Annotated in this window: 23 protein-coding genes and 1 pseudogene; 18 read left to right on the forward strand and 6 right to left on the reverse strand. The window is 30.4% G+C overall.

The window, feature by feature from the left end; all coding sequences use genetic code 11:
* Positions 1–207 precede the first annotated feature (207 nt).
* The 7 genes from E0F76_RS07385 to E0F76_RS07415 all read left to right on the forward strand — a co-directional run bounded on the left by E0F76_RS07385 (position 208) and on the right by E0F76_RS07415 (position 14,464).
* Positions 208–3,381, forward strand: coding sequence for an Eco57I restriction-modification methylase domain-containing protein (locus tag E0F76_RS07385; protein WP_132003606.1), 3,174 nt, complete (start codon positions 208–210; stop codon positions 3,379–3,381).
* Positions 3,382–3,473: 92 nt separating this feature from the next.
* Positions 3,474–4,913, forward strand: a complete 1,440-nt coding sequence (locus tag E0F76_RS07390) for a hypothetical protein (protein WP_132003609.1) — start codon at positions 3,474–3,476, stop codon at positions 4,911–4,913.
* Between the two features lie 21 nt (positions 4,914–4,934).
* Positions 4,935–5,900 carry a hypothetical protein gene (locus tag E0F76_RS07395; protein WP_132003612.1) on the forward strand — a complete coding sequence of 322 codons (966 nt, stop codon included), beginning with the start codon at positions 4,935–4,937 and terminating at the stop codon, positions 5,898–5,900.
* Between the two features lie 108 nt (positions 5,901–6,008).
* Positions 6,009–6,809 (forward strand): type IV toxin-antitoxin system AbiEi family antitoxin domain-containing protein, encoded by an 801-nt coding sequence (locus E0F76_RS07400; protein ID WP_132003615.1) that lies wholly within the window; start codon positions 6,009–6,011, stop codon positions 6,807–6,809.
* A complete protein-coding gene (locus E0F76_RS07405; RefSeq protein ID WP_132003618.1) occupies positions 6,809–7,663 on the forward strand; it encodes a nucleotidyl transferase AbiEii/AbiGii toxin family protein in 855 nt (284 codons plus the stop codon). The genes E0F76_RS07400 and E0F76_RS07405 overlap by 1 nt, the downstream gene beginning before the upstream one ends.
* A gap of 27 nt (positions 7,664–7,690) precedes the next feature.
* Positions 7,691–11,674, forward strand: coding sequence for a hypothetical protein (locus E0F76_RS07410; protein ID WP_132003621.1), 3,984 nt, complete (start codon positions 7,691–7,693; stop codon positions 11,672–11,674).
* Positions 11,675–14,464 (forward strand): KAP family P-loop NTPase fold protein, encoded by a 2,790-nt coding sequence (locus tag E0F76_RS07415; RefSeq protein ID WP_132003624.1) that lies wholly within the window; start codon positions 11,675–11,677, stop codon positions 14,462–14,464.
* A gap of 893 nt (positions 14,465–15,357) precedes the next feature.
* On the opposite strand, the gene E0F76_RS19270 is transcribed toward E0F76_RS07415, so the two are convergent.
* Positions 15,358–15,549 (reverse strand): hypothetical protein, encoded by a 192-nt coding sequence (locus E0F76_RS19270; protein WP_165932659.1) that lies wholly within the window; start codon positions 15,547–15,549, stop codon positions 15,358–15,360.
* Positions 15,550–15,604: 55 nt separating this feature from the next.
* Between E0F76_RS19270 and E0F76_RS07420 the strand changes: the two genes are divergently transcribed.
* The 3 genes from E0F76_RS07420 (at position 15,605) to E0F76_RS07430 (ending at position 17,571) form a co-directional block, all read left to right on the forward strand.
* Positions 15,605–16,027: a DUF6943 family protein gene (locus E0F76_RS07420; RefSeq protein WP_132003627.1), complete on the forward strand. Its 423-nt coding sequence runs from the start codon at positions 15,605–15,607 to the stop codon at positions 16,025–16,027.
* A gap of 156 nt (positions 16,028–16,183) precedes the next feature.
* Positions 16,184–16,993, forward strand: coding sequence for a hypothetical protein (locus E0F76_RS07425; protein ID WP_132003630.1), 810 nt, complete (start codon positions 16,184–16,186; stop codon positions 16,991–16,993).
* Between the two features lie 14 nt (positions 16,994–17,007).
* Positions 17,008–17,571, forward strand: a complete 564-nt coding sequence (locus E0F76_RS07430) for a hypothetical protein (RefSeq protein WP_132003633.1) — start codon at positions 17,008–17,010, stop codon at positions 17,569–17,571.
* A 92-nt stretch (positions 17,572–17,663) separates the two neighbouring features.
* Here E0F76_RS07430 and E0F76_RS19275 read toward each other — a convergent pair whose 3' ends face one another.
* From E0F76_RS19275 to E0F76_RS19595, 5 genes are all read right to left on the reverse strand, one after another.
* Entirely contained in the window at positions 17,664–17,840 is a 177-nt protein-coding gene (locus E0F76_RS19275) for a hypothetical protein (protein ID WP_165932660.1), read from the reverse strand.
* Positions 17,827–18,105 (reverse strand): hypothetical protein, encoded by a 279-nt coding sequence (locus tag E0F76_RS07435; RefSeq protein ID WP_132003636.1) that lies wholly within the window; start codon positions 18,103–18,105, stop codon positions 17,827–17,829. The genes E0F76_RS19275 and E0F76_RS07435 overlap by 14 nt, the downstream gene beginning before the upstream one ends.
* A gap of 13 nt (positions 18,106–18,118) precedes the next feature.
* Positions 18,119–18,550, reverse strand: a complete 432-nt coding sequence (locus E0F76_RS07440) for a DUF5675 family protein (RefSeq protein WP_132003639.1) — start codon at positions 18,548–18,550, stop codon at positions 18,119–18,121.
* An 86-nt stretch (positions 18,551–18,636) separates the two neighbouring features.
* Entirely contained in the window at positions 18,637–18,798 is a 162-nt protein-coding gene (locus E0F76_RS19590) for an HAD hydrolase family protein (RefSeq protein WP_246022002.1), read from the reverse strand.
* 2 nt (positions 18,799–18,800) lie between these two features.
* Positions 18,801–19,013, reverse strand: a complete 213-nt coding sequence (locus E0F76_RS19595) for an HAD family hydrolase (protein ID WP_281275273.1) — start codon at positions 19,011–19,013, stop codon at positions 18,801–18,803.
* 443 nt (positions 19,014–19,456) lie between these two features.
* Between E0F76_RS19595 and E0F76_RS07450 the strand changes: the two are divergent.
* From E0F76_RS07450 to E0F76_RS07495, 8 genes and pseudogenes are all read left to right on the forward strand, one after another.
* Positions 19,457–19,979: pseudogene (locus E0F76_RS07450) on the forward strand (helix-turn-helix domain-containing protein).
* Positions 19,980–20,975: 996 nt separating this feature from the next.
* Entirely contained in the window at positions 20,976–21,488 is a 513-nt protein-coding gene (locus E0F76_RS07460; protein WP_246022003.1) for a hypothetical protein, read from the forward strand.
* A 63-nt stretch (positions 21,489–21,551) separates the two neighbouring features.
* On the forward strand, positions 21,552–21,806 hold the full coding sequence (locus E0F76_RS07465; protein WP_132003645.1) for a heavy-metal-associated domain-containing protein: 255 nt from the start codon (positions 21,552–21,554) through the stop codon (positions 21,804–21,806).
* 359 nt (positions 21,807–22,165) lie between these two features.
* Positions 22,166–22,552, forward strand: a complete 387-nt coding sequence (locus E0F76_RS07475; protein ID WP_132003648.1) for a DUF302 domain-containing protein — start codon at positions 22,166–22,168, stop codon at positions 22,550–22,552.
* Positions 22,553–22,562: 10 nt separating this feature from the next.
* Entirely contained in the window at positions 22,563–23,036 is a 474-nt protein-coding gene (locus tag E0F76_RS07480) for a hypothetical protein (RefSeq protein ID WP_246022004.1), read from the forward strand.
* 56 nt (positions 23,037–23,092) lie between these two features.
* Entirely contained in the window at positions 23,093–23,311 is a 219-nt protein-coding gene (locus E0F76_RS07485) for an SHOCT domain-containing protein (RefSeq protein ID WP_132003651.1), read from the forward strand.
* Positions 23,312–23,328: 17 nt separating this feature from the next.
* Positions 23,329–23,631, forward strand: coding sequence for a DUF5676 family membrane protein (locus E0F76_RS07490; RefSeq protein ID WP_132003654.1), 303 nt, complete (start codon positions 23,329–23,331; stop codon positions 23,629–23,631).
* Positions 23,632–23,712: 81 nt separating this feature from the next.
* Entirely contained in the window at positions 23,713–25,053 is a 1,341-nt protein-coding gene (locus E0F76_RS07495) for an APC family permease (protein WP_132003657.1), read from the forward strand.
* Positions 25,054–25,060 lie beyond the last annotated feature (7 nt).

A 25,060-nucleotide genomic window follows, 5' to 3' on the forward strand; every position in this document is an offset into this window, starting at 1 on the left:
CTTAGCATTGCGATTGAATGATGAGTTGAAGTTAACCAAGTAGTAAGTTTAAATTAGTTATTTAGTTCAAAAAAGATGTTTGTTGAAAATACAAGCATCCTTTTTTTGAATAAACGCATAGCATAACTCTGTTAAGAACTCATTCCAGACGTCCTACTTTATCCTAAAATAAATTCTTACATTGGTAATCTAATAAAAGTGTTACCAATGTCATTATTTCAGCCCTCAGTACTCAAAAAATACTTGAGTCAACAAGATACTGCTCTAGTCCAGAAAGCCTATAAAAAATACACCAAGTATTTTCACAACGCTGTAATTCAAGAAAACATTCGAAACAGTAAGGAAGAACAATTCCAAGAGGGTTTTTTACGGGAACTTTTTGTTGATATTTTAGGATATACGCTAAATCCGGCTCCATCATTTAATTTAACTACAGAACTTAAAAATATAAAAGGAGCCAAAAAAGTCGATGGTGCCATCCTCAAAGACGGAAACGCCCTAGGAGTTATTGAACTTAAGGGAACCAATACCAAAGACCTCGAAAGCATCCGTCAACAAGCCTTTGATTACAAAGCCAACCAAACGGGCTGTATCTATGTCATTACCTCCAATTTCGAAAAGTTGAGGTTCTACATCAACAATGCGGTAGATTATGAGGAATTCAACTTATTTACGCTAACCCACGCCGAATTTGAAATCTTCTACCTCTGTCTGGCCAAAGAAAATATCTTGGCCAACAAACCACTCAGCATAAAAGAAGCTTCGGTGGTGGAAGAAGAAAACATTACCAAAAAATTCTATGGCGATTATTCGGTGTTCAAACGCGAATTGTACCGGGATTTAGTCAAGCAAAACCGATCTAACATCTTACTTAATGATTTACCCGAAAAGACTACTAAACTGATTCTTTTCCAAAAATCACAAAAACTGATTGACCGTTTTCTGTTTATTCTCTTTGCCGAAGACCGTGGACTGCTGGCTCCAAATTCCATCAATACCGTTTTAAAAGAATGGAAAGCCTTGGCTGATTTGGATGTAGAAGTCCCGCTTTACGACCGCTACAAACAATACTTTGGCTATCTCGATACGGGTCGAAAAGGCACCGACAAGAAAGAAGAAATCTTTGCCTACAATGGCGGACTTTTTCAACCCGATGCGATTCTCGATGCAATTATCATAGACAATGACCTACTCTACCGTCATACCTTAAAACTTTCTACTTATGATTTCGAAAGTCAGGTAGATGTGAATATTTTAGGGCACATTTTCGAACATTCCTTGAATGAAATCGAAAGTGTCAATGCCGAAATTGAAGGAACTGATTTCGACAAACAAAAAACCAAACGCAAGAAAGACGGTGTTTTCTATACCCCAAAATACATTACCAAATACATAGTCGACAACACCATAGGAAAACTCTGTACCGAGAAAAAACAGGAACTAGGAATCATTGACGAGGAATATGCCAAAGGCCGCAAGAACCGCCAAGCCACCACCATTATAAAACTGGACCAGCAACTCAAGGATTACCGCGAATGGTTGTTACAACTCACCATTTGTGACCCAGCTTGTGGTTCAGGAGCTTTCCTGAACCAAGCCTTAGATTTCTTGATCAAGGAACATGCTTACCTAGACGAACTTAACAAACAACTTTTTGGAGGTTTTTTTGTCTTTCCCGATATCGAAAACCAAATCCTGGAACACAATATTTATGGGGTCGATCTCAACGAAGAAAGCATAGAAATTGCAAAACTCTCTTTGTGGTTGCGTACTGCCCAACCCAAACGAAAACTCACCAGCCTGAACAACAACATCAAATGCGGCAATTCCCTTATCGAAAGCAAAGCCGTTGCGGGTGACAAAGCTTTCAACTGGAAGGAACAATTTCCGGAAGTGTTTGCTAAAGAAGGTTTTGATGTGATTATTGGGAATCCGCCTTATGTTAGAGCAGAACTTTTAGGAGATTATAGAGATTATTTTAGTAAAAACTTTAGTGTGTTTCATCCTGCAAGTGATTTGTTTGCTTATTTCTATGAATTGGGTGTTTCCATCATAAATAAAAAGGGAAGTATGGGATTCATCTCTAATACTTTTGATAAAACGAATGCAGGAAGTGTTTTAAGAAATTATCTTCAACAAAATATTTCTTTTGAAAAATATATTGATTTTACAGAAGTACAAATATTTGAAGGAGCAACTACTTATCCTGTAATAATAACTCTAAATAAAAATACTTTATCAAAGACTAATAAATTTGAATATATAAAAATTCCAAAGTCAAGCCAGTCAAAAATAATTGATATTGAATTTCACAAAAATGTAATTGTAGATCAACATACACTTTCAAAAGATACTTGGTCTTTTTCATCAGTTAACGAAGCTGTGTTGTTAAAGAAAATATCAAGTTTTCCTAATATAAGAGATAAATTCGGGAAGTGTTATTATGGTGTTAAAACTGCACTGAATGAAGCCTTCATAGTAAATGACAAAAAAATTGCAGATCATATAAAACCTATTTACGAAGGGAAAGAAATAAAAAAATGGGTAGTTCCAGCTGCAGAACAACAATTAATTCTATTTAAAAGTAAATGGACAAAATCAGCTTATGAAAAAGATATTTCTGAACAAGAAGCATTGGTGATTTTAAAGAAAGATTTCCCTGAAATTATGAATCATCTTTTACCTTTTGAAAACTTGGCAAAAAAACGATTCGACAAAGGAGATTTTTGGTGGGAATTGAGAAATTGTGCGTATTACGATTTATTTGAAAAACCAAAAATTATATTTCCGAACCTTCAAAATTCAAACAAATTTGCTTTGGATTCACAAGGCGTATATATAAATGCTCCAGCAGTATTTTTGCCAAATTCTAGCAAAATGCTTTTGTGTATTTTAAACTCTAAAGTGGTATGGAAATTTCTATTGTCTATCTGCGTCGTTCGTAGTGGTGGCTATATTGAAGTGAAACCACAATATTTTGAACAAATCCCGATTCCTGATTTTAAAAACGAAATTGACTTTGAAAATCAGGCTGATTTAATGATTGGTTATATTTTCACTTTACAACAGTTAGAATCTAAATTTCAAAAATACTTTTCTTCAAGGTTTTCCTTGGACAAACTCTCAAAAAAACTCCAAAACTGGCACCAATTAACCTTTGCTGAATTTATTACAGAACTTAACAAAGCCATTAAAACAGCTGGACAAACTCCCCTCACGAAAAAAAACGAGTTCGAATGGCTGGATCTTTTTGAAGAAAACAAAACCAAAGCACAAACCCTAAAATCCCAAATAGAAACTACCGAAAAAGCCATTGATAAAATGGTGTATGAGTTATATGGTTTGAGTGAGGACGAAATAAAAATCGTAGAACAGTCGTGATTTTAAAACAAAATAATATCGATTTTTATTCACGAACACCAGAAAACAATTATAAAGAGTGAGTAAAATGGGATAATAGAAAATAGTTAACTATGATTAAAGTCTATTTAGATTGGAATGTTATGTCAGGAATGAAAAACAATCATTTCCAAGAATTAAATGATATAATATTAAACAAGGATAAATTCTTATTATTATACTCAACCTCTCATATTGGAGATATATTCTCCAGCATTAAAAACCATAGCGAACAGGAACAAAAAATAATTAGAGAGGATTTAGATTACATAACACATTTGACAGATAATTTGTGTTTGGTAAACAACTCAAAAGAAGTCGTTTTAAGCGATTATGAACCCGGAGAATTACTTGATGATAGAATTAGAGAAGCACCCCTTTTCGAAGATTTTAGTATTGATAATCTATTTAATTCAATTGAAGGAGATGATGCTTTGAACGGAATAGTTACTTCTTTAAAAAACCTAATTTCTTCAATACCATTAGATAATGCTTTTAAAGAAGCTTTCGAAAATCCCGAAAGTGCTGCAATGTTAGACAAAATGTTCCCAGGACTAAAAGAAGACAAAACAATGAATGGTTTCTTTAGGAGTTTTGGTAAAATGTTTCACAATTTGAATGAAACAGAAGACTACAAAGATTTGAGAAATATGGTGCAACAAATTGGAGTAAATAGCGGACACTTTAACGAAAATAAGAACCCTTTTGATGTAATTGATAATGCATACAAGAAAACAGGAATAGAAAATTTTGAACCTGATAAATATTTTGAAAAAGGCAAAAATGCCCCAGAATGGTTTGATGATATAACAAATGAATATGTCAAACTAGATATGCACGGCTTTAAAGCTGACAAAGTAAAAGTTACTGCCAAAGAGAAAAACACATTTAATAATACAACTGAAGATGCTTCTCATTCCGCATTTGCATCAAGATGTGAGTTTTACATCACTAATGATGATAAAAATTATCATAAAACAAAAGCTGTTTTTCAAAAATTAGGAATTTATACTATTGTATTAAAACCTAATGAATTTATTACATACTACAACTCATTTCTAAATGCAAATAGTTTTGATGATCACTTTAGCAGTATAAATGACGAAATGAAAAGAGTTGAAAACTTTCAAGAACAGAGATATGAAAACGGAGAAAGTTTCGGTTGGGTAAATTTTACAAATCAATATTTTTTTAATTTTTTCAATAAAATACTAATACCAAATCCTGAGGTAAATGATGCTTTATTTGTTTTAGGAAAAGAAAGTCCTTCAAAGAGGTATATAATTAGCCATAAAGAAATTGAAGGAATGTTAAAATTATTTGTAGATAAATTAGGTATAGATATTAATGGAAAATCCTATTTTGAGTTAGGCGAAATTAACATCGAAGAAGATTGGACAGGTAGAACTTGGGAATTAAAAAATTTTGGTCAAATTAGTATAAAAAGATTAAATGGTTGGTTTCAAATGTATTTTTTTCCACTAAACGAGGAAGAAAATCATACTAAAAATTAACTTATTACAAAAGTATAAATTATGATGAACTCGTTAGATGCTTTAATAAAAAGTACAGATTTTACTCAAAAAATTAATAGTCAAATAGGTATAGGTAATTCGATATCTCAAATGTTCCAGTCAAATCAGATATGGCAAAATCAATTGAGTGCTATGACAATGAATAATGCTGTTTTTAGTGCTATTTCACAACAACAAAACCTTATTCCCAAAAACATTGCTGGACTCGATACACTTTCAAAAACATTGGCTATGCATGCTAAATTATTCCAAATTCCGCAGCCAACATTGGATGTTATAAAAGGAATTAGTCAAATGCAGGAAAGTTTATTCGGAAATTTAAGAGATCTCTCAGCAACCCTGCTAGAAAGTCAAAAACCATACTTAGCTCAAATTAATAGCTTTCAATTTGCTATGAGTGGGATATCTGGACAAATTGCTGCATTAGCTTCTCAAAACAATAACTGGCATTTATTAGAAGAATTTGAAGACATAAATGAACAAGTAATTGAAATGACCAATGGCTTTACTTCAGATATTGCATTTACTGAAGAAGAAAGTATAAGGTTCGAGCAATTAATTGAAAGGATATCTATTTTTTACAATGAAAATAAGAAGTACGGGAAATATATATGGCGCTTTTTTGAAATTATATTAGCTATAATAGCATTACACCAGTATAGTGATTTTCTAAAACCAAAATCAGAACCGGCTACAAAAAACGATATAATAAATTCTGAAAGAAGAATCCAAAAAGCAATTGAATTAAAATTCAAAAAAGTGAAAGAATGCAGAACTACAAACCGAGTTTCAAATGTAATGTTGAAACCAAAAACTAAAACCATCCTCATAACCTCTCTCCCAAAAGGTTTTGATGTAATAATTTTACAGGTAAATCATAAATGGGTTTTAGTAAGTTATACCAATCCTAAAGATAATTTAATTGAAACTGGATGGCTTATGAAGAAGTATTTAAATAAGAATTAAAGACATTCCCACAACAACATTATTTATACAAAAATTAGCATTACTTTTGATTACCTTTAACCACAAGATAAACCCCATTTTTTAGGGTTTATCCTTAAACGATTAGTAATGGCCAAAAGCACCTATATTTCAGAAAACACAACACAAAATCAAATAGATTTTATGCTAATGCTTGATGATAATGAGTTAGACATCTTTACTTTAGAGGAGATTAAATCTATTGCATCAAGCGAATTTGAAAACATAAACGAGATACTAGAAAATCTAGTACATAAAAAACTACTCTCACGCATAGAACGAGGCAAATATTGCAGATACAACTTTAGAGATGAAAACGTAATTGGCTGCAAATTAACCGTAGATTCTGCAATCGCATATTGGTCCGCATTAAACAAACACGGACTTACAGAACAATTTCCAAATTCTATTTTTATTCAAACTACAAAAAGGAAATCGGACAAAAGCGTTTTTGGAGTTTCATATAAATTTATTCAAATTTCAAAATCAAAAATTACTGGAGTAGAAAAATTAGGCTTTGGAAACCATAGCTACCAAATGACCGATGTTGAAAAAACCATCATTGACTGTTTTGATTTACCTCAATATTCCGGTGGTTATGCCGAATTGATCAGGGCATTCAATCAAGCAAACCTCAACAATGAGAAAATGATTGCGTATTGTAAAGCCATTAAAAACATTGCTATTACGAAACGAATGGGATATTTGGCTGAATTACTAAATAAAAAAGGGATGAAATCATTTATAAACTTCGCATTAAAAGAGGTCAACGAAAAATACAATCTCTTTGATCCATTTGGAATAGAAGAAGGCGAGTTTATAAACAAATGGCGGTTGAGATTAAACATAAGCAGCGAAGAAATTTTAGACATCTGTAACAAACAATATTAATGATTCTACAAAAAGAAATAGCAACCATTTCCGAACAACTAGGCGTATCTAAATCAGTAATTGATAAAGATTGGATGTTGGGTCACTTTATAGCAGCAATATTCAACGAACCGGAATTAAAGCAAACATTAATCTTCAAAGGTGGGACTTGTTTGAAGAAGTGTTGGTTTGAAGAATATAGATTTTCAGAAGATTTGGATTTCACATCAAAATTCCAAGAATTTAAACTTACTCCAGATCATTTAAAATTTATCACAAAACATATTGAAGACAATACTGGAGTAAAAACACATATTGTTTCATTAAAACCATTACAATTTAAAGACCGATTAACAGGTTACGAAGCCATCATTAAATTTTGGGGTGCCGACCATCCCAAAAATATAATGCCTACAACTCCAGACCGCTGGCAGACAAAAATTAAAATCGAAATAATTCTCTATGAAGAAATGATTTTTGAAGTTACAGAACAAGTAGTTAGCCATCCCTATTCTGACAAACTAGCATTAGAAAACTCAATACCTTGCTATAAAATCGAAGAAGTTTTATCCGAAAAAATCAGAGCCTTAATCCAGCGTTCTTATACGGCTCCACGTGACTATTATGACATTTGGTACTTATCGAATAATTTCCCTGATTTAAACTGGACAGTTATTGTTGAGGCTTTTTACAAGAAAATGAATTTCAAAAATATTGAGTTCACTGGTGTAGATCAATTAATCAATCCAAAAAGTGATAAAGCTTTAAAAGGAGCTTGGAAGAACAGTTTAGGTCATCAAATTCAACCTGATAAATTACCCGAATATGAAGTAGTCAGAGAAAATCTTTTGCAATTGTTTGAGCGTATTTTTTAAATATCTAATAATTTTAAATATCCATTTATGGGAGCAATTTTTGCATTAAAAGGTTATCGTACGCAATTTTTATATTCTTTACACAAAATCCTTTCCGACTATAACAATGGCTATATATTCCAACCTGAAGGAAAGTTTGAAGATTTAGATATTCTTGATGCAAATAATTCTTATGTTGAAATAATTCAAATTAAGAACAAATCTAATCCTTTAGTATTTTCAGATTTAATTTCTAAAAAAACTTCTTTTTTCCAAAGAGCATCAAATGTTTTAAATCATTCTCCTAACACAATTATTAAGTTAGTTTCGTTTAATGAAATTAGTGATGAGTTAACTGATAAAGAAAAACTACAAAAAAAGTTAACTAAAAGCGGTTTAAAAAAAGATGACATTGATAAAATAATTCAAAATTTTACTTTTGAAATTGTTGATGAGAGTGAATTAGAAAGAAAAATAATTGAAAGACTTAAAAAGTTCAGTCTTTTTTCCGATTCAAAAATAGCTTTAGAGCTTTTAATTTACTGGTTATTTATTGCTGGAGAAAAACAACAAAGTATCTTTTCAAAAGGATTAATTACTAAATTAGAAAGTATTGGTAAATTCGTTAACGACCAATTATCATTCAACAATAGTTATGGAAATACAATTATTCCATTTACAACAAGATCAATTCTTAATGATGATCCGGAGATTTATAAAGAGGGATTTTATTATGGAGTATCGGCAAAGTTTGAACATATTTTAGCAAATTTAGATGTTTACAGAAAAGAAAAATTAGAAGCAATAAATGAAGCTTATAAAACTGATAATATTGTTTTCGTTCACGGAGCATCAGGTCAAGGAAAAAGCACATTAGCATACCGATATATTAATGATTTTACACCGAATAGCACTTCGTATGAATTAAAAGTATCGCAAGATATAAATGAGGTTTATCAAACTATTAATAGTTTGGATACACTCTCAAGAGGATTAGATTTTCCAATTTTATTATATATAGATATTAAACCGCAAGATATTTATTGGAATGAAATTTTAAAAGAACTGTATGGCAGAAAGAATTTAAGGTTTTTGATAACAATAAGGCAAGAGGATTGGAACAAGACAACTTTAGGATTTGAATTTAAGTTTAATGATATCGATTTAAGTTTTGACAAAGCTGAAGCAAAAGTTATTTATGATAGTCTCTCAAAATTTAAAGAAGATTTAAAATTTATTGACTTTGAAGAATCCTGGATTAAGTTTAACAATGGAGGGCTTTTGTTGGAATATGTTTATTTAATAAATCAAGGAGATTCTTTAGAAAGTAGATTAAAGGATCAGATTAGAAGAATACAAGAAAAAGTATCCATTAATAAAACGGAAGAGCTTGAAATATTACGATATGTTTGTTTAGCAGATATTTTTAATTCTAAAATTAGTTATAAAAAATTAGTTGGTAAACTAAAAATAAACACCCCAAAACTATACATTGATTATTTTCAAAAAGAATACCTGTTACAATATTCAGAAGACAAAGAATATATAACCGGATTGCATCCAATAAGATCAAAAATTATATGTGAGATTCTGTTTAGTGACGAAAACTATATTGATATATTTGATTATATAACAAATTCAATTAACTTAATAAATGAGGAAGATTTACAAATTTATTTATTAGAAAGCTTACATAAAGGTTATAATGTTTTGGCTTGTATTGAAACTCTCAAAAGCATTAAATTTAATACTTGGACAGCTTATTCCGGAGTTTTTAATGCCTTAATATGGAAAGGAGTTTATGATTTCATTTTCGTTAAAAATATAAAACCAATTTCTAAATTATATTCAGAATTTAAAGACTTATGGTCATATTTAGTTCCTTTTGATTTTGCTAATAATGAAAGAGAGAATGGAATATTTGGAATTTTAGAAAATTTATACTCCCCAGAAAAAACGGTGCATATTAAGGAAATTCATAAAGAATTTACAGATAAGAGGATTATTTATGAATATGTAAAAGATTGTTTCAAAGACACTGAATTTATTAAATCAAACATTTTAAAGTTAAATGATACAAAGTCATTAGGAGAAGTTAATTTTTGGATTTCCGAATTAAAATTAAACATTATTACAATAATTGACGAAGAAGAACTCTCAAGAATACTTAACACTCCATTATCATTGAAAGATTTTTCTATTTTATTGTTTGGACTTCAATTGAATAATTACAACAGCTTATATGTTATTGAAATAAAGAATAAGTTTATTGAACGAATCAGAAAAGAGTACAATATTTTATTTTTTAGTGAAACTAAAAAAATTGAATGTAAATTTTTCTTTGACCCAATTGAATATGATGAAAAAGTAATTAAAGAAGGAGATTATCTAAATAGTTTATCTATGGAAATAATTGACTTACTTCGATTTGCTTTTCCAAATAAAGAAGTTTATTCTACAAAAGGTATTGGATTTAATTTTTTTGGAATTGAAATGCCTTATGACCCAACATTAAAAGAAATACCAATATCAAATATACCAACTCCTTTTCTAGTGACAAATAATGCATTGATTGGCAATTTGTACAATTATCAATTCAAGCCTGAGAACTGGAATGAATATGTTGATTTAGTAGTTCAGAAAAGAGAAAAATATATTGTGATACTTTTCAATTTAATTCAAAAATTTGAGGAATACTTTAAAAACAAAAATATTGTAAAATTTATTGAGGATTTAGACCAATTAAAACTTCAAGTTCAAGAAATTAAGTCCATTCCTTTTCCAAAAAACATTTCCGATAAATGGGGATATGTATCAGATGAAGGTAAATCGAATAAGTTGGATGCAAACTCAAAAAATAATTTAGTTACTGAAAATATTACTTCACTTGAGAAATATTCAAAATTAAAAGGTTACTCGAATAGTTTCATTAATTCAATAAATGGATTTTTTAATACTGTAGCAAGTAATGTGATTAATGTCCAAAAGTCAAGATTATTTGCAGAAAATGATGATAAATACAATCTAAATCCTGCATTTATGAATATAAAAAGTGCTCTTAAAAATTGTAATTTATATCATAGAGAATTTATGCATCTATTTTCTAAATATTGTGATGAAAGTAAACTTGACCAAATTCATTTAAAAGAAAATAAAAACCTTGAAATCCTATTTAATTGTTGGCATCAATTTAATTTTAAAAAAGGAAATTTAAACACAAAAATCATTAATCAAACAAATCAAAATTTTGTTATTGTTAAGAATGATATTAACAAGAGACTTTATAAAGAACGAAAATTAATTTCCAAAGAATCAGGTTTTCAATTTAATATTTACCTAGATAGTAAAATTAATAACTCATTAATTTTAACGTGTGAGATATGTAATGAGGATTTTATCTACTCGGTTATAGTAGCGAGAGAGTTTTTGCAAAAAACTATAAATGTAAGCCCTACCAGTGTTAAAAGTGTTTATGTTGAAAGTAATATTGATAAAGCTATTTACATACCATTTTTTAATGGAAAACCAATCAATAAAGGTGCTATTGAATTAATGATTTATAATTTAGATAAGGAAATTGAAGATTGTGAATTTTGGTTTAATCCAACATATCAAATTAATGATGATATAATAGATTTTCTTGAATTAGAGTTTTGGAATATTAAACTACCAAAAATAGCAGACTATGAAAGAGTTTTAGGAGATATTGTTTCTTACAAAGAAATTAAAAATCAAATCATTAATATTAAAAGTAGTGAATCTATTTTTGATGATTTGGGTTCAAATATTTTAAAAAAGTATGAAGAAAAAGCGACAAATTTCCTTAAAAGTAGAGTTTTAGAGAGTAAAGATTTATGGGTTGACATTAAGGATGAATTTGATGATGATTTAGTTCATTTCGATGTGTTGGAAGTACTAAATAAAATTTTGAAAAAAGAGCAAATTGAAGGTTTAGAGTTTGAAAATGTTTTAAATGTACTTGATACCAATTATAGAATTTTCGCTGAAAAATTAATATATAAAATAATGTAAATGAGTCTTAAAGATAATAAAATCGTAATATTATTCGAGCTAATAAAAGTCAATTTATCAATCATATCTTCTTGGATAATTTTCTCAATCATTACTCTTCTTTTTCAAAGTAAAATATCATCATTTATATCAAATAATAGTTTTATTACCGATAAAGAAGTAAAAAGTGATAATTTTTATTTTATTTTCACATTACTTATTTTAATAATAGTAATTAGGTTCTTATGGTTTATTATAAAAAATTATAGGATTTCTAAAAAACATAATTATCTGATTTTTTTAATTTGTACGATATATCTATTTCTTCGAAATAATGAAAATGATCAATTGTGGTTTTCTTTTTACAATGTGAAGTGGAGTATATATTATTCAGATATAATTTTATTAATGTCTTTTCTGTCTTCAATACTATTAGTAAGAAATATATTTTATTCAAATTATAAACTATATGATATTTTAATTAAATGGTTTGATGATTTAAAGACAAAACCTGAAATAGTTAATCCTTCATTTCTCTTAGAAGACATTCCGTTTGAAGAAACAAACTTAAATGATAACGAGATGGTTATCGATGAGGTTGTTATTGCTGTTAAGAACTTAATGCCAATAAACTCATTTATTATTGGAGTAAATTCAATTTGGGGTTTAGGTAAAACAAGTTTTTTAAAACGAGTTGAATATAAGCTAAGAAACGAACCTAGTAAGGAATCTCAACCTATTACATTTTGGTTTAATGCTTGGCAACACCAAGATGAAAAATCAATAATCAATAATTTCTTTAATCAACTTAAAACAGAATTATCCAAGTATTCTGGAGATTCTGAAAGTGTTATTGATAATTATTTAAAACAAATGATGGCTTTAGTTGATAATAAATATATTAATTTTTTAAAATCAATTACCGAATCTGTTTTCAATGCTAATGACAATACAATAAAGAGGTTTTATGATGATATAAACGAAATTATTGAAAAAGTTGATAGAAAAATAATTGTCTTTGTAGATGATATTGATAGACTAAATAAGAACGAAATTCTAGAAACTCTAAGGATTTTAAGAAATATTGCAGATTTCAAAAATGTAGTTTTTATTTGTGGTTTTGATAGAGAATATGTGGTTAAGCAGTCTCAAATCGACAATCATTATTTAGATAAAATATTTAATTTAGAAATTAGCTTAACTGTACAGAATCAAAGAGGGTTTGTTATTTATTTGATTGAATTAATAATGAAGTCTTCAGGATATAGTGATAAAGATAAAAATTTATTGACTAAATCTATAAATAGAATTTTTTATAATAATGATGAATTAGGTAATATTAATTTAGAACTATTTTTAAATTCACATAAGAATGAACAAAATAAGGATACAATAAATATAACTGATTTTGATAAATTAGAACAAATCCAACTGATTCCTTCATTTTTCTTTGAATCAAGAAGAGATGTTAAAAAGTTTTTTAACGAGTTATTTATAAATATCAAAACATTAAAAAAGTTTGAGGATATTGAATTAGATGAATATCTTTTATTAAAACTATTGTTTTTTAGGTATAAGTGGATTTATAAAAATTTCACTTCAAAAAGAATTGGTTATTGGCTTGGTAATCAAGATACTTTAAAGTTTGAACAACAAAATTTAGATAAACTCATAATTAATTCAGAAGTCGAAAATCAGGATAAAATTATTATCTATTCTATTATTAAAAGTTTGTTTCCTCCAACAGGGATAGATAGCAATTTTAAAAATATTAATCAAAAAAGATATTTCCCAATTTATTTTGGAAATAATGTTTTTAATGAATCATTTTCATACACAGAATTAACTAATGCGCTTGAGAATCTTACAATTGAAAATTTGATTAATGATAGAGTATTAGGTAATGAAAATGAATATTTAATAAAAAATGATATTAAAAAATTTGTGTTAAAGCATGAGAATATTAAAAGCATTAATGAATATAGCCAAGTAATTAAATTAATAAAAAAAGAGTTAATAGGATCTGTAGATGAGGTTGAAATACTTGATTTTATTTATTTAGGAGAAACACTTTTTGAGGAAGAATACAAAAAAATATTAGATACAATATTTACAAATTTTGAAGATTCATTTGGACAGTTTATGCATGAATTGAGTATGCATTATTCAAAAGTTCCTAGCGATGTATCATTACATAGACAAAATAATATTGGTAGCCATATAAATTCAAGAAAAATAGATGCTTTTAAATTTTTAAATAAAAGTGAACTATTAAAAATAATGTTAAAAATTATTCCTAGTCAAATTGAAAACAACAAAGATGATTATAATAAAGTTCTTAATTTCTTAAATTTCTTTTATGAAATACATTATCCTTATTTCTATTTTGGATTGTTTTTTGAAGATATAAAAACAGTAGCAAAAGGATATATTAAGAATCAATTTCAATTTTTATACCTCAGTAATTCAACAATAGAGGGCTATGCAAGAAATATTGATCATAAATTTATTGCAAATATTTTTGAAGACATAAGAGAAAGAGAAAAAATCATTGCCAAAGCGAATTCATTAATTGATGGAAGAAATCAATGGACTGACTCAGATTTAAGTTTAGATGAATATGTAAAAAAAGGGATGGATAATTTTATAATTTTTGTAGCAGGACTTAAAGATAGTATTGATTCAAATAAAATAGATGAATATAGTAACTTTTTAGAATGGCTATATGAATATCAAAAAAAACTTTATATACGTATGCCAACTACTGAAGATATTATAATTTTTAGAAATGATAAGGAGGCTAATAAATGATTGAAAAAATAGATGTGGAAATCACAAAACAACCGGTGTTAATAGGGATATTAGGAAATCATTTAATTGAAAAACAATAGAATTTTATATTATATATTCAACAAATTATACAATCTGCAATTCATTACTTACAAATATTCAGAAAAAAACAAAATATAAACATCACGAGCAATTAAGCGGTCTCTCTGCGGTCGTTCCCTTTGTTCCGTTCGGCTGCTCCAGTCGGTCAACCTTGCATTTTCATAATAGTAATTTTGGTAAATAAGCAATTTATCCCTTCGATTTAATAGTTAGTTTTCCCTCCGTTCCTCAGACACTTCACAGCACAAAAAAATACAGCAGCTTGAAAATAAGCAGCTATATTTTTTGCGCTGTTTCGTTCCTCATCTTCACCCGGTCACTTCCTGCGTTCGGTCGGGCTTATGCATCCACAATACCGCTTCATTTCGTTACACTCCGCAGGCTACGTTTCACTGCATTCCAGCCATATTGTGTCTGCAGCCCTCCGTTTTTTCAGCGGTTGCTCCTTCGCACAGCCATCGGGCTTGGCTCCGCTTACCTCGCTTACGTTATCTTAGAAGCATCCATTTCCAATTATCAATTATCCACTATCAATTATCAGTTGGCTCGGTCGCTTTGCCCTAAATCAAGGTACACCGCCGAAAAGGCGGTTGCCTTCTATTTTTTACCCACCGTTTCACGCTCATAGCCGCTACGTTTCGCTTCGTACCTTCGCTCAACTCTCGCGTCTATGGTGGCTGTTCGATTTCCGCAACCCCGCCACGGCGCTCCTCATCCGCAAAAAAAAGTTCCTTGCCCTGAAAACGGGCACCACTTTTCTTGCTCCTTGCGGTGCTTGGGGGTGTTTAATTGCCGTTTATACAACAACACCCCTAAGAAATTTCAACAAGTACGATAGTGCATTTTTCTGAAAAGAAAAAGAAAAAAATCCAGCAAGAATAGCATTCATTCCTCACTTCCAGTCGGTCATTCTTCCCTCCATTTTCGTTCGTCATTTCTGCTGTAATAACGGCTTTCTTTTTTTCTCTTTTTTCTTTTCCGAAATGATCATTCTTCGCATCCAAAAGAAAATATAATCAGCGAAAAAAATTAAGGTCGAATCTTTAACACCAAAGCGCTATGCCAAATTTTATCATCAAAACACACCAAAAAAATGCTGTTTACAGAGCAAACCAAATCTTTATTCTGAACAAAGGAATGAACAGTGGCAAGCCTCAAAAAGAACCATTTACCAATAGCTTTGTAATCCTATTTCAAAACGATGAAGATGCCGGAACAGTGTATTGGTTAGCTTATAGTTTATGGAAAGCAAAATTCTGGCACCAGTCATTATTGGGATCCGTAATTCCATTTTTAAGAATTGCTGATTTTAAAAAGCATTTTATGTCAAAAGTTAACGAAATGCTACAAGAACACGAGCTGCATAAAAAACAAATCCAGGCGTTGAAGTTATTGGAACAAAAAGAAGAACAATTCCATAAGGACATTATTCTTATTAATGAATTGCGAAGTGTAATTTTAAGTAACTATTGTAAAAAATAAAAACATTAGATAAGTTTTATAAGTACATTTGAAATTAATAATCTCGACTAATGCCAATAATACTGGTTTAATTGAAATGATTTAATTTCACGAAAATTCAAGTTGGATTTTGTTATCTTGAACATATAAAAGGATTATATAAGACTGAAAAACTAAATGACAAATAAAGAACTTTATAATTTTGCCTATTATTTCCTTTTAGATAAAGAAGGAGTTACAGAAAATCTACTTCAAAAACATTTCCAACCTGAATATAATAAACCTGAAAATATTAATGCTATTTTTCAAAGACTTTGCGAAACTGCACAAAACAAACAAATGAGTACCAAAGTTATTGGTGGGTCAATTGGAGGTGTAGAAAAATTAGAGAATATCCTTTTTGGGTTCAACCCTAAACATGTCACTGATAATTTCAAGAAAAATGACTCTGAAAAGTTATTAAATAATATAATTTCAGAACTAAATCCAAAAGGACAAATAAGAAGAACCCCAAGAAGTATTTGGCCTCAATTTTGTCAGTCAGTTATTGATTCTGCATATTTTCTAAACGAATTTAAAAACGCTGAGGCATTTTATAATTGGGCTAATTTTTTTGCTAATGATGAAAAATCAAAACCAGCACTACCTATGTTGATTAGTATTGAAATTTCAGGAATTGGTTTTCCTTTGGCCTGCGATTTCTTGAAAGAAATCGGTTTCTTAAATTATGGAAAGCCCGATATACATCTAAAAGAAATATTTAAACAACTGGATTTGATCGATCCTAATGAAAAATCAATATTAAAACAGGATTATCAGACCTTAAAGGTTATAGATAAAATAGCTATCGATAATAATGTGAGCGCTTTTGTAGTTGATAAAATATTTTGGCTAATTGGCAGTGGGAATTTCTATTTAACAAATATTAATATTGGGAGAAATAGAAACTTATTTATTAAAGAAATTAAAAATAAATTTAAAATATAATACAGATAAATATTATGACCGTTAATCGAGATAAAAAAGTAGACATAAAGCAAACAAATACTCTTCTACTTCAAAAAAAGAAACCTTTATTTAATGGTGAAAGTTGGCTTGGGCACACAAAAGATTGTGGTATTATTGACCACGAATTATTAAAAGGAGCGACTAGAGATGAATTAATAAAAAGAAGTGGTAGAGAACCAAGTGGAGTTGACGGACACATAAGTCATTTAAAAGTAGAACACGGTCTCACAATTTCAAAAAACAATAATATTTATAAATTAGATTATTTTCATTCGGAGTCAAATATGACACTCTCTGAAGTTGAGTTAAAAAACTTAAGGAGTATTGACATCGAAAAAGTCTCTAAATATAGTATCGTCCAATTAGAAAATAAAGGTGGGATCTTAAAATGGTATTCTATCGGAATAGAAAGTCAAAATATAGATGGAGAAGAGGTTACACCATTGACTGAAAATAAAGATTTTGCCCAGCAAATATTAAATAAAAAAGTGGGGGATTATGTGAATTTTGGTACAGGTTTTAAAATCATTAAAATAAAAAAATATTTAAGTAGTTAAAAAAGAAACACAAATCATGCATAAAAAAAAGCCTGATCTCGCGACCAGGCTTTCAAACAAATTCAGGAAAAGGTTACCAATCCAAACCTAAACTATTTCTTTCTAAATTTTGTTAATCCTTTTAAAATGAGCGAAACGATAAAACTAATAATCGCTCCCACGACCGCTAAGATAACTGTTTTTACAATGTCTTCAGAAACGATGTTGGGGACTACACTCAATAAAGTTCCAGATGCGGTTCCAATTTGTAGACTGTTATTTGATTCCATCTCTAGGTAAATTTTCATTGTATTTTCGCATTCGATTTAAGAGATCCTCTTCCGCTTTCGCATCATCATCAACTGTCATTTGACTCACCGCAGAAAGCACACCTCCCGCAACGGCTAAATAACCTGCAACACTTACAACAACGGTTGGTAAAACTACTGGTGCCGCAATCACGCTCCCACTTAACGCCAATAAGGCCAAACCAATACTTCGCAACATCCTGAAAAATTTCGGAGTGGGCGATTTTGTTCTTTCTACTACATTCATAATTTATCTGCTTTTATTTAAGCCTGGTCATCCTGAGCGGAGTCGAAGGATTAGATTGGATCTTTATTTTCACTCCTTCGTTGTTTGCCAAAGCTTTATAAACAAGAGCTTTCAACTTCTCCAACGCTATTCGAGAGCCACTGCCCTTCCCTATTCTGGTATGATTGGTTACGGGAGCGATACAGCCCACCAGTTCTTTTTTAGCATCATTAGCAGGATGGATTAATATAAAATCTCGACCTGGAACATTTTGTAAATGCAAATGCCATTTGAATTTTGGACTAAGCCGCTTCTGTAAAACATATTCTCCTTCGGGAATACAAGAAATTCGCCTTTGGTTTTGCAACCAGGGCAATTCGATGGTACAACAAACTAAAGTGCCGTTCCATTCCAAAGCTCCTTGTGTTCCCTTGGGAAAACAGGTCCTATTCAAGACCAAAACCATCTTACAGACCGCTTACCTGAACCGATGCTAGTGGATTGGCAACCAAATTATAGCCAGCAGCCCATACCAAATTTTGAAACATTTTCCTATAAGTCGCTTTTCCAAATAAAATTGGCAATATCCTGAGGGTTACTATTTACCAAAATAACATCTGCCGTTTCGGCTACCACATCAGCACGGGAACCAACAGCAATCCCAACATTTGCTTGTGCCAATGCAGTAGCGTCATTTACACTATCACCTGTCATGTCTACAATTTTTTTTTAGATTGAGGTTCTTTTACAATTTCAACTTTTTGATGTGGGAGTACTTCTGAATAGTAACCGTCCAATCCCAATTTATCGCTTACTGCTTTAGTTGTTTTCTCATTATCTCCCGTAGCAATTACTACTTTGATATTATTCTTTTTGAAGACTTTTATAGCTTCATAAGATTTTGGTCGAATTTCCTCCGCAAGAGCAATATATCATGCCAATTGCCCGTCAATTAGTACAAAAACTACCGTTTCAGCGGCGTCACTATAGCCGCCCTGGGAAATAGTTATATTTTCATCCCTCAAATAGCCCAGACTAACCACTTTTATTTTTTTGTCTTCCACATCAGTCTTTACTCCTTTTCCTGTAATGATTTTAAAATTTTCAGGCTTTGGAGTAATACCATTACCTTCTTTAACCTTTTTAATAACTCGAACAGCAATTGGGTGTTCAAAGCTTTACTCTAGGGCACTCGCAAGTCTTAGTACTTCTTCATTGGTGTGTTTTTCTTCTGTAGATTCTATTCTTTTGACTCCAAAATCACCTATTGTCAATGTCCCCGATTAATTATACAAAGCTTAACCAGAATTATGTAACACAATAAAGTAGAATCAACACGATATTTATATGAGCAATTTAAAATAATAAAAACATGTTTTGTAATCGCGGCAAGGTAATGGTGAAGTCCGAGCTTGAAAAACTTGGACTTACTCCTGTATCTGTTGAAATTGGCGAAAGTACAATTCGAGAAGATTGCATATACAGTGTAAGAGAACAACTAAATATTAATCTAAACTCTTTAGGATTAGCAATTATAGATGATAGAAAAAGTCAAACCATTGAAAAAATAAAAATCATAATTATAGATTTGGTACATTATTCTGAAGTAGTGTTGAAAATAAATTTATCTAACCATATCAGCGATCAACTAAACCAGAATTACCATTATTTAAGCAATCTTCTTACTGAAGCAAACGAAATGACTATTGAGCATTATTTTATTACTCAAAAAAATAGAACGAGCCAAAGAATTATTAATATACAATGAACATTCCTTGAGTGAAATTGCCTATCAACTAAATTATAGTAGCGTTGCTCATTTAAGTAAGCAGTTTAAAAAAGTAACAGGGTTAACTACTACTAGTTTTAAAAAAATAAAAATATCAAAAGTATAATACATCTGATAATCTGTAAATTATACTAAAATAACACAAAATTATACTAATTAAACAATTGTTAAATTTATAATTTTACATAGTAACAAAAATGTTTGTAGTAACCATATAAGTGCTAAATTATGAATATTTCAAAAGAATATATGGCTACTTTTTTAACGTGTCGTATTGTGTATAAAGGTTATTCCATATCAGTTATTGAAATCAATAGCAAAATTTTATCAAAATGTAAAACACAGTTGTCTTAATTATACTGGTAACAACAAAATATTAAGAATTAATTAAAAGTAAGACAAACAGTTTATATTGGTCTTATTCTTTTTTTTTCTTACTTGAAAGGAGACAAACCAATAAAAGGAACCAATTGCGAATTATACAAAGTAGCTATGTAAAAGTATTTGGGTCGCGTACAATACGTAACTAATGGTTGGGATGCAATCAATTTTAATACTCATTTTTTTGACTACAAATTTTTGAAACCTGATAAATATCATCTTAGTTACCTGATATTCATCGTAAATTTGAATTAAAACAGAGAAGAAGTATTAATCAATACTATTAGCAAATTAAATTTTCATTATAACAAAAAAATCATTCTAAAAGGAATAAAAGTTATAAGAAAATATTTATTGCATACCATAGCATAGAATCTAAAAACTATAATCAAGGTTACAAAAATTTCAAATAAACGGAATTAGCCGTGGTGGATGCATCACAAGTGTAAAAAGAACCTTGGAAGCAAACAAAAAATCGACAATGATGGGATTTCCATGGAACCAAAAGGAGCTTCAATAATTACAACGACAGAACCCCTTTCAGTTACCGATTTACAAAAGCAACTCGATAGTCTCTCTGGCTATAATATAACAGAAATAAATTGAGACATTAATTTAAAAAATAAAAAAATGAAGTGGAAAGGATTTAATAATATTAAAAAAAAATGAAAAAATGAAAAAAATTGTAAAAACACTACTGATTATCATCACACTAGGCTCAATGATTAGCTGTAAATCAACATTTAATGCCTCTGAAACTATGGGTATTCAAGGCAACCGATCTGCTGTATATCAGGAAATAATTTCAAACCCAAACCAATTCAAAGAATTTATTGATCTAGCAAATAAAGATGAAGAAGCAAATAAGATAATGATGCATAGTCATATGCAAATGATGGAATCTGGAAACATGAAAAAAATGATGGAGAAAGATCCAGAAATGAAACAAAAGATGAAAACACATATGGCGAAAATGATGGAGGAAAATTCTGAAATGAAAGAAAAAATGCAGACGAAGATGCTAGATAAAATGATGGAAAGTTCAGAAGGAAGAATGATGTTGATGCATAAAATGCATGAAAACAAAGACATGCAAGGGGAAATGATGGAAAACCCAGCAATGATGGAAATGATGATGGAAAAGATGCAGAAGAATCCAGATATGATGAAAATGATGATGGAAAAGATACAAGACAAGGACATGAAAGATAAAAAGCATTCCGACCATAAATAATTCCATTAAGGAATACTTTATTTCAAAATTCATACACCAATAGTAATAAAAATATTTAAAATCATGAAACAAACATACAAAATCAACGGCATGTCTTGCGGAAGTTGCAAGCAAACAGTAGAAAAAGCTTTGCAAGAAGTAACAGGGGTCAGCTCGGTGCAGGTAAGTATGAATCCACCAGAAGCAATTGTTGAAAAAGCGGATTCAGTTACTTTAAATCAACTAAATGCTGCTTTATCAAAAGCGGGTAATTACAGCATTGGTGAAGAAGAACCTTCATCAACTCAAAAAAACAAGGGTGGATGTTGTTGTGGATAGGGTTTAAAACCTTATTAAACATAAATAGAAAACGGATAGTTGATGTTGTAATCGATACATAATTAAAAACTACTTGATCCGTTGCAATTGCTTCTCGATATAGTCAAGGTGTATAAGATTACAACATTAAACTAAATAAAAAATAATTTCTAAAATTAAAAAAATATGATGATGTGGCTGTGGATACTAATACCTGTTGTACTTGTATTAGTCTTTTTTAAAAACAAAGGACAAAATAAATAAAATACCATAAAGATGGAAAATCCTGTGGATATTCTAGTCAACCGATTCACGAAGAGCGAATTGTCCAATGAGGAATAGGTATAAAAAACGGATGTCAAATTCAAAAAATAAAATTTATGAGCTATTATTTTAACAAAACAATCAAGGGGACTTTTGAAGAGGTTATCGACAAAGTTACTATAGGATTGAAAGAGGAAGGTTTTGGAATACTCACAGAAATTGATGTGACAGCAACCTTAAAGGAAAAGCTGGATGTAAACTTTAAAAAGTATAAGATACTTGGAGCTTGTAATCCACCCTATGCATATCAAGCTTTGCAAGCAGAAGATAAAATTGGGGTTATGCTACCCTGCAATGTCATAGTTCAGGAAATCGAAGTTGGAGTTATTGAAGTAGCCGCGGTAAATCCTATGGCATCAATGAAGGCTGTGGAAAATGAAAAATTGAATAAAGTGGCAGAAGAAATTACAGTTAAGTTAGAAAAAATCATCAAAAAACTTTAAATAGAAACAGATGAATAAAGTAGTAACAAATAAATTAAATAATATGAAAACAATAGCAATTTTAATTATTGGATTATTAACATTAAGCAGTTGTAATCCAAAAACTGATTCGAAATCCATGCTCGAAAATTCACAAGCAAGAAATGAAGTTTACAATGAAATTTATGGCAATAACGATTATATGACGGAATTCATGGACAAAATGCAAAGTAGCAATCAAGGCATGCAAATGATGCAGGGAAATCAAAAAATGATGGGTTCTATGATGCAAGGTCAAGGAATGCAAATGATGATGAAAGATAGTACCATGATGACACAAATGATGTCAGAAATGATGAAGGATGGTAAAATGATGGGCTCGATGATGCAAATGATGCAACAAAATGGTATGATGAGCAATGATTGTATGCAGTCCTCAATGAAAATGATGAACGAGAAGGGAATGAAAATGAATGAAAATGGAATGCTGATGAATAATAAATAAAACGCTTACAAGAAGAATATTATTCAATATTGAAAATTAATTTAAAACTAAAAATTATGCATGATTATAGCGCACATTACGGAGGAATGCACCTGATATGGTGGATTATATGGATGTTTTTTTTAGTCTGGATTTTCTTTGTTCCAGCGGATATACCCTATCAAAAATCGAAGAAGGAAAGCCCACTAGACATTTTGAAAAGGCGTTTTGCAAATGGTGAACTATCTAAAGAAGAATTTCAAGAATCAAAAAAGATTTTAGACGCTAACAATTAATTAAAAGCCTTAAAATTATGTTTCGATTAAATGTTAAAAAAATGGGGTTTGCAACCGGATTAACGGGAACACTACTTTATTTGGGCTGTATGCTTGTCATGATAACTGTAGGAAAAGAAGGAAGCGTCAAGTTTTTCAACAACCTTTTACACGGTTTGGATACTTCCAGTATTATAAGAATGGATGTACCGCTTTTAGAAGCATTCTTTGGTATTATTCAAACATTTATTTTAGGTTGGCTTATAGGTGCTTCCGTTGCCGTTATCTATAATGCACAGATTAATATAAAAAATCAGGAAATTAATTTAACACCTACGTGATTAGTTTGATTTATAACATTACTAAAGCTTTTAATAAGTCATTAAGCATGATAGTAAATCACAAAAAGAAATAGTTTATATATGAAAAACACCACAGTCCAAAACAATAAGCTTTCGCTAGTAGGTTCAATATCTCTTGGCACGGGTGCAATGATAGGTGCGGGAATATTTGTCCTTATGGGGCAAATGGCAGAGTTGGTGGGAGATTTATTTCCAATTGTTTTTATAGCAGGTGCCGTTGTCGTGGGTTTCAGTGCCTATTCTTATGTAAAGTTTTCAAATGCTTTTCCTTCCTCAGGTGGTGTAGTTAAATTTTTAAATAAATCCTATGGACCAGGAACTACAACAGGTGTGTTTTCTTTACTGATGTATGTTTCAATGGTGGTTTCTCAGAGTTTGGTAGCAGGTACTTTCGCAGCTTATACACTTCGATTATTTCCAGAACGTTTTGCTGGTTATGCTACTATTCTTGGCATTCTACTTTTGGTTACGGTATATATCGTGAATATTTTAGGTAATAAAGTCATTGGAACAACAGCAACCTTTACTGCAGTCATAAAAGTGCTTGGTATTGCATTGCTCGCAATTGCTGGTCTATTAGTTTCTGGATTTGCAAATATTACTGGAAATTATATCCCAAAGAACACCGAGGCTCTGCCACAGGGAGTTGGCTTTGTTGCTGCATTGGCATTGGCAATACTAGCTTTTAAAGGGTTCACTACTATTACAAATCAAGGGGGAGATATTAAAGACCCCCATAAAAATCTAGGCCGCTCTATTGTTTCTTCTATTGTTATCTGTACTTTGATTTATGTAGCACTTGCTCTTGCTGTTGCAGGAGGATTGAGCATACCGGAAATAATTAAAGCTAAAGATTATGCATTAGCAGCCGCTGCAAAACCAATATTCGGGGAATGGGGTTCTTGGATTACCATAGCAATCGCAATCGTTGCCACTTTTTCAGGTGTAATAGCTAGTGTATTTTCGGCCTCTCGCCTATTGGAGATGTTGAGTAATATGAAACAGGTACCATCCTTAAATAAAATAGGTAACTTCAAAAACCCCGCACTCCTATTCACGGTTTCCCTTGCTATTTTACTGACTATGTTGTTCGATTTGACAAGAATCGCTTCTATTGGAGTTATTTTTTATCTTATTATGGATATTGCTATTCATTGGGGCCTTTTTCGTCACCTTAAAAAGGAAGTAGATTTCCATCCAATTATACCCTTAATAGCAATTATTATGGACGCAGTGGTTCTTTCAGCTTTCCTTTATGTAAAATACATTAACGATCCTTTAGTAATTATAGTCGCTGCAATCGGAATTATATTAATACTTATCTCAGAACGTTTTTTTATGATTTCACACACAGATGATGATGGGAACATGCCAATGGGAATGGAAACTAATAAAACATAATTAATTT

The organism is Flavobacterium cellulosilyticum (genome assembly GCF_004349355.1).
Lineage (GTDB): Bacteria > Bacteroidota > Bacteroidia > Flavobacteriales > Flavobacteriaceae > Flavobacterium > Flavobacterium cellulosilyticum.

Coding starts and splice junctions, on each gene's coding strand:
- E0F76_RS07465 (WP_132003645.1), top strand. CDS start 21,552: ATGAAACAAACATACAAAATCAACGGCATGTCTTGCGGAAGTTGCAAG.
- E0F76_RS07460 (WP_246022003.1), top strand. CDS start 20,976: ATGATTAGCTGTAAATCAACATTTAATGCCTCTGAAACTATGGGTATT.
- E0F76_RS19275 (WP_165932660.1), bottom strand. CDS start 17,840: ATGGAATCAAATAACAGTCTACAAATTGGAACCGCATCTGGAACTTTA.
- E0F76_RS07435 (WP_132003636.1), bottom strand. CDS start 18,105: ATGAATGTAGTAGAAAGAACAAAATCGCCCACTCCGAAATTTTTCAGG.
- E0F76_RS07425 (WP_132003630.1), top strand. CDS start 16,184: ATGACAAATAAAGAACTTTATAATTTTGCCTATTATTTCCTTTTAGAT.
- E0F76_RS07430 (WP_132003633.1), top strand. CDS start 17,008: ATGACCGTTAATCGAGATAAAAAAGTAGACATAAAGCAAACAAATACT.
- E0F76_RS07385 (WP_132003606.1), top strand. CDS start 208: ATGTCATTATTTCAGCCCTCAGTACTCAAAAAATACTTGAGTCAACAA.
- E0F76_RS07410 (WP_132003621.1), top strand. CDS start 7,691: ATGGGAGCAATTTTTGCATTAAAAGGTTATCGTACGCAATTTTTATAT.
- E0F76_RS07485 (WP_132003651.1), top strand. CDS start 23,093: ATGCATGATTATAGCGCACATTACGGAGGAATGCACCTGATATGGTGG.
- E0F76_RS07395 (WP_132003612.1), top strand. CDS start 4,935: ATGATGAACTCGTTAGATGCTTTAATAAAAAGTACAGATTTTACTCAA.
- E0F76_RS07405 (WP_132003618.1), top strand. CDS start 6,809: ATGATTCTACAAAAAGAAATAGCAACCATTTCCGAACAACTAGGCGTA.
- E0F76_RS07495 (WP_132003657.1), top strand. CDS start 23,713: ATGAAAAACACCACAGTCCAAAACAATAAGCTTTCGCTAGTAGGTTCA.
- E0F76_RS07420 (WP_132003627.1), top strand. CDS start 15,605: ATGCCAAATTTTATCATCAAAACACACCAAAAAAATGCTGTTTACAGA.
- E0F76_RS07400 (WP_132003615.1), top strand. CDS start 6,009: ATGGCCAAAAGCACCTATATTTCAGAAAACACAACACAAAATCAAATA.
- E0F76_RS07440 (WP_132003639.1), bottom strand. CDS start 18,550: ATGGTTTTGGTCTTGAATAGGACCTGTTTTCCCAAGGGAACACAAGGA.
- E0F76_RS19590 (WP_246022002.1), bottom strand. CDS start 18,798: ATGACAGGTGATAGTGTAAATGACGCTACTGCATTGGCACAAGCAAAT.
- E0F76_RS07480 (WP_246022004.1), top strand. CDS start 22,563: ATGAATAAAGTAGTAACAAATAAATTAAATAATATGAAAACAATAGCA.
- E0F76_RS07475 (WP_132003648.1), top strand. CDS start 22,166: ATGAGCTATTATTTTAACAAAACAATCAAGGGGACTTTTGAAGAGGTT.
- E0F76_RS07490 (WP_132003654.1), top strand. CDS start 23,329: ATGTTTCGATTAAATGTTAAAAAAATGGGGTTTGCAACCGGATTAACG.
- E0F76_RS07390 (WP_132003609.1), top strand. CDS start 3,474: ATGATTAAAGTCTATTTAGATTGGAATGTTATGTCAGGAATGAAAAAC.
- E0F76_RS07415 (WP_132003624.1), top strand. CDS start 11,675: ATGAGTCTTAAAGATAATAAAATCGTAATATTATTCGAGCTAATAAAA.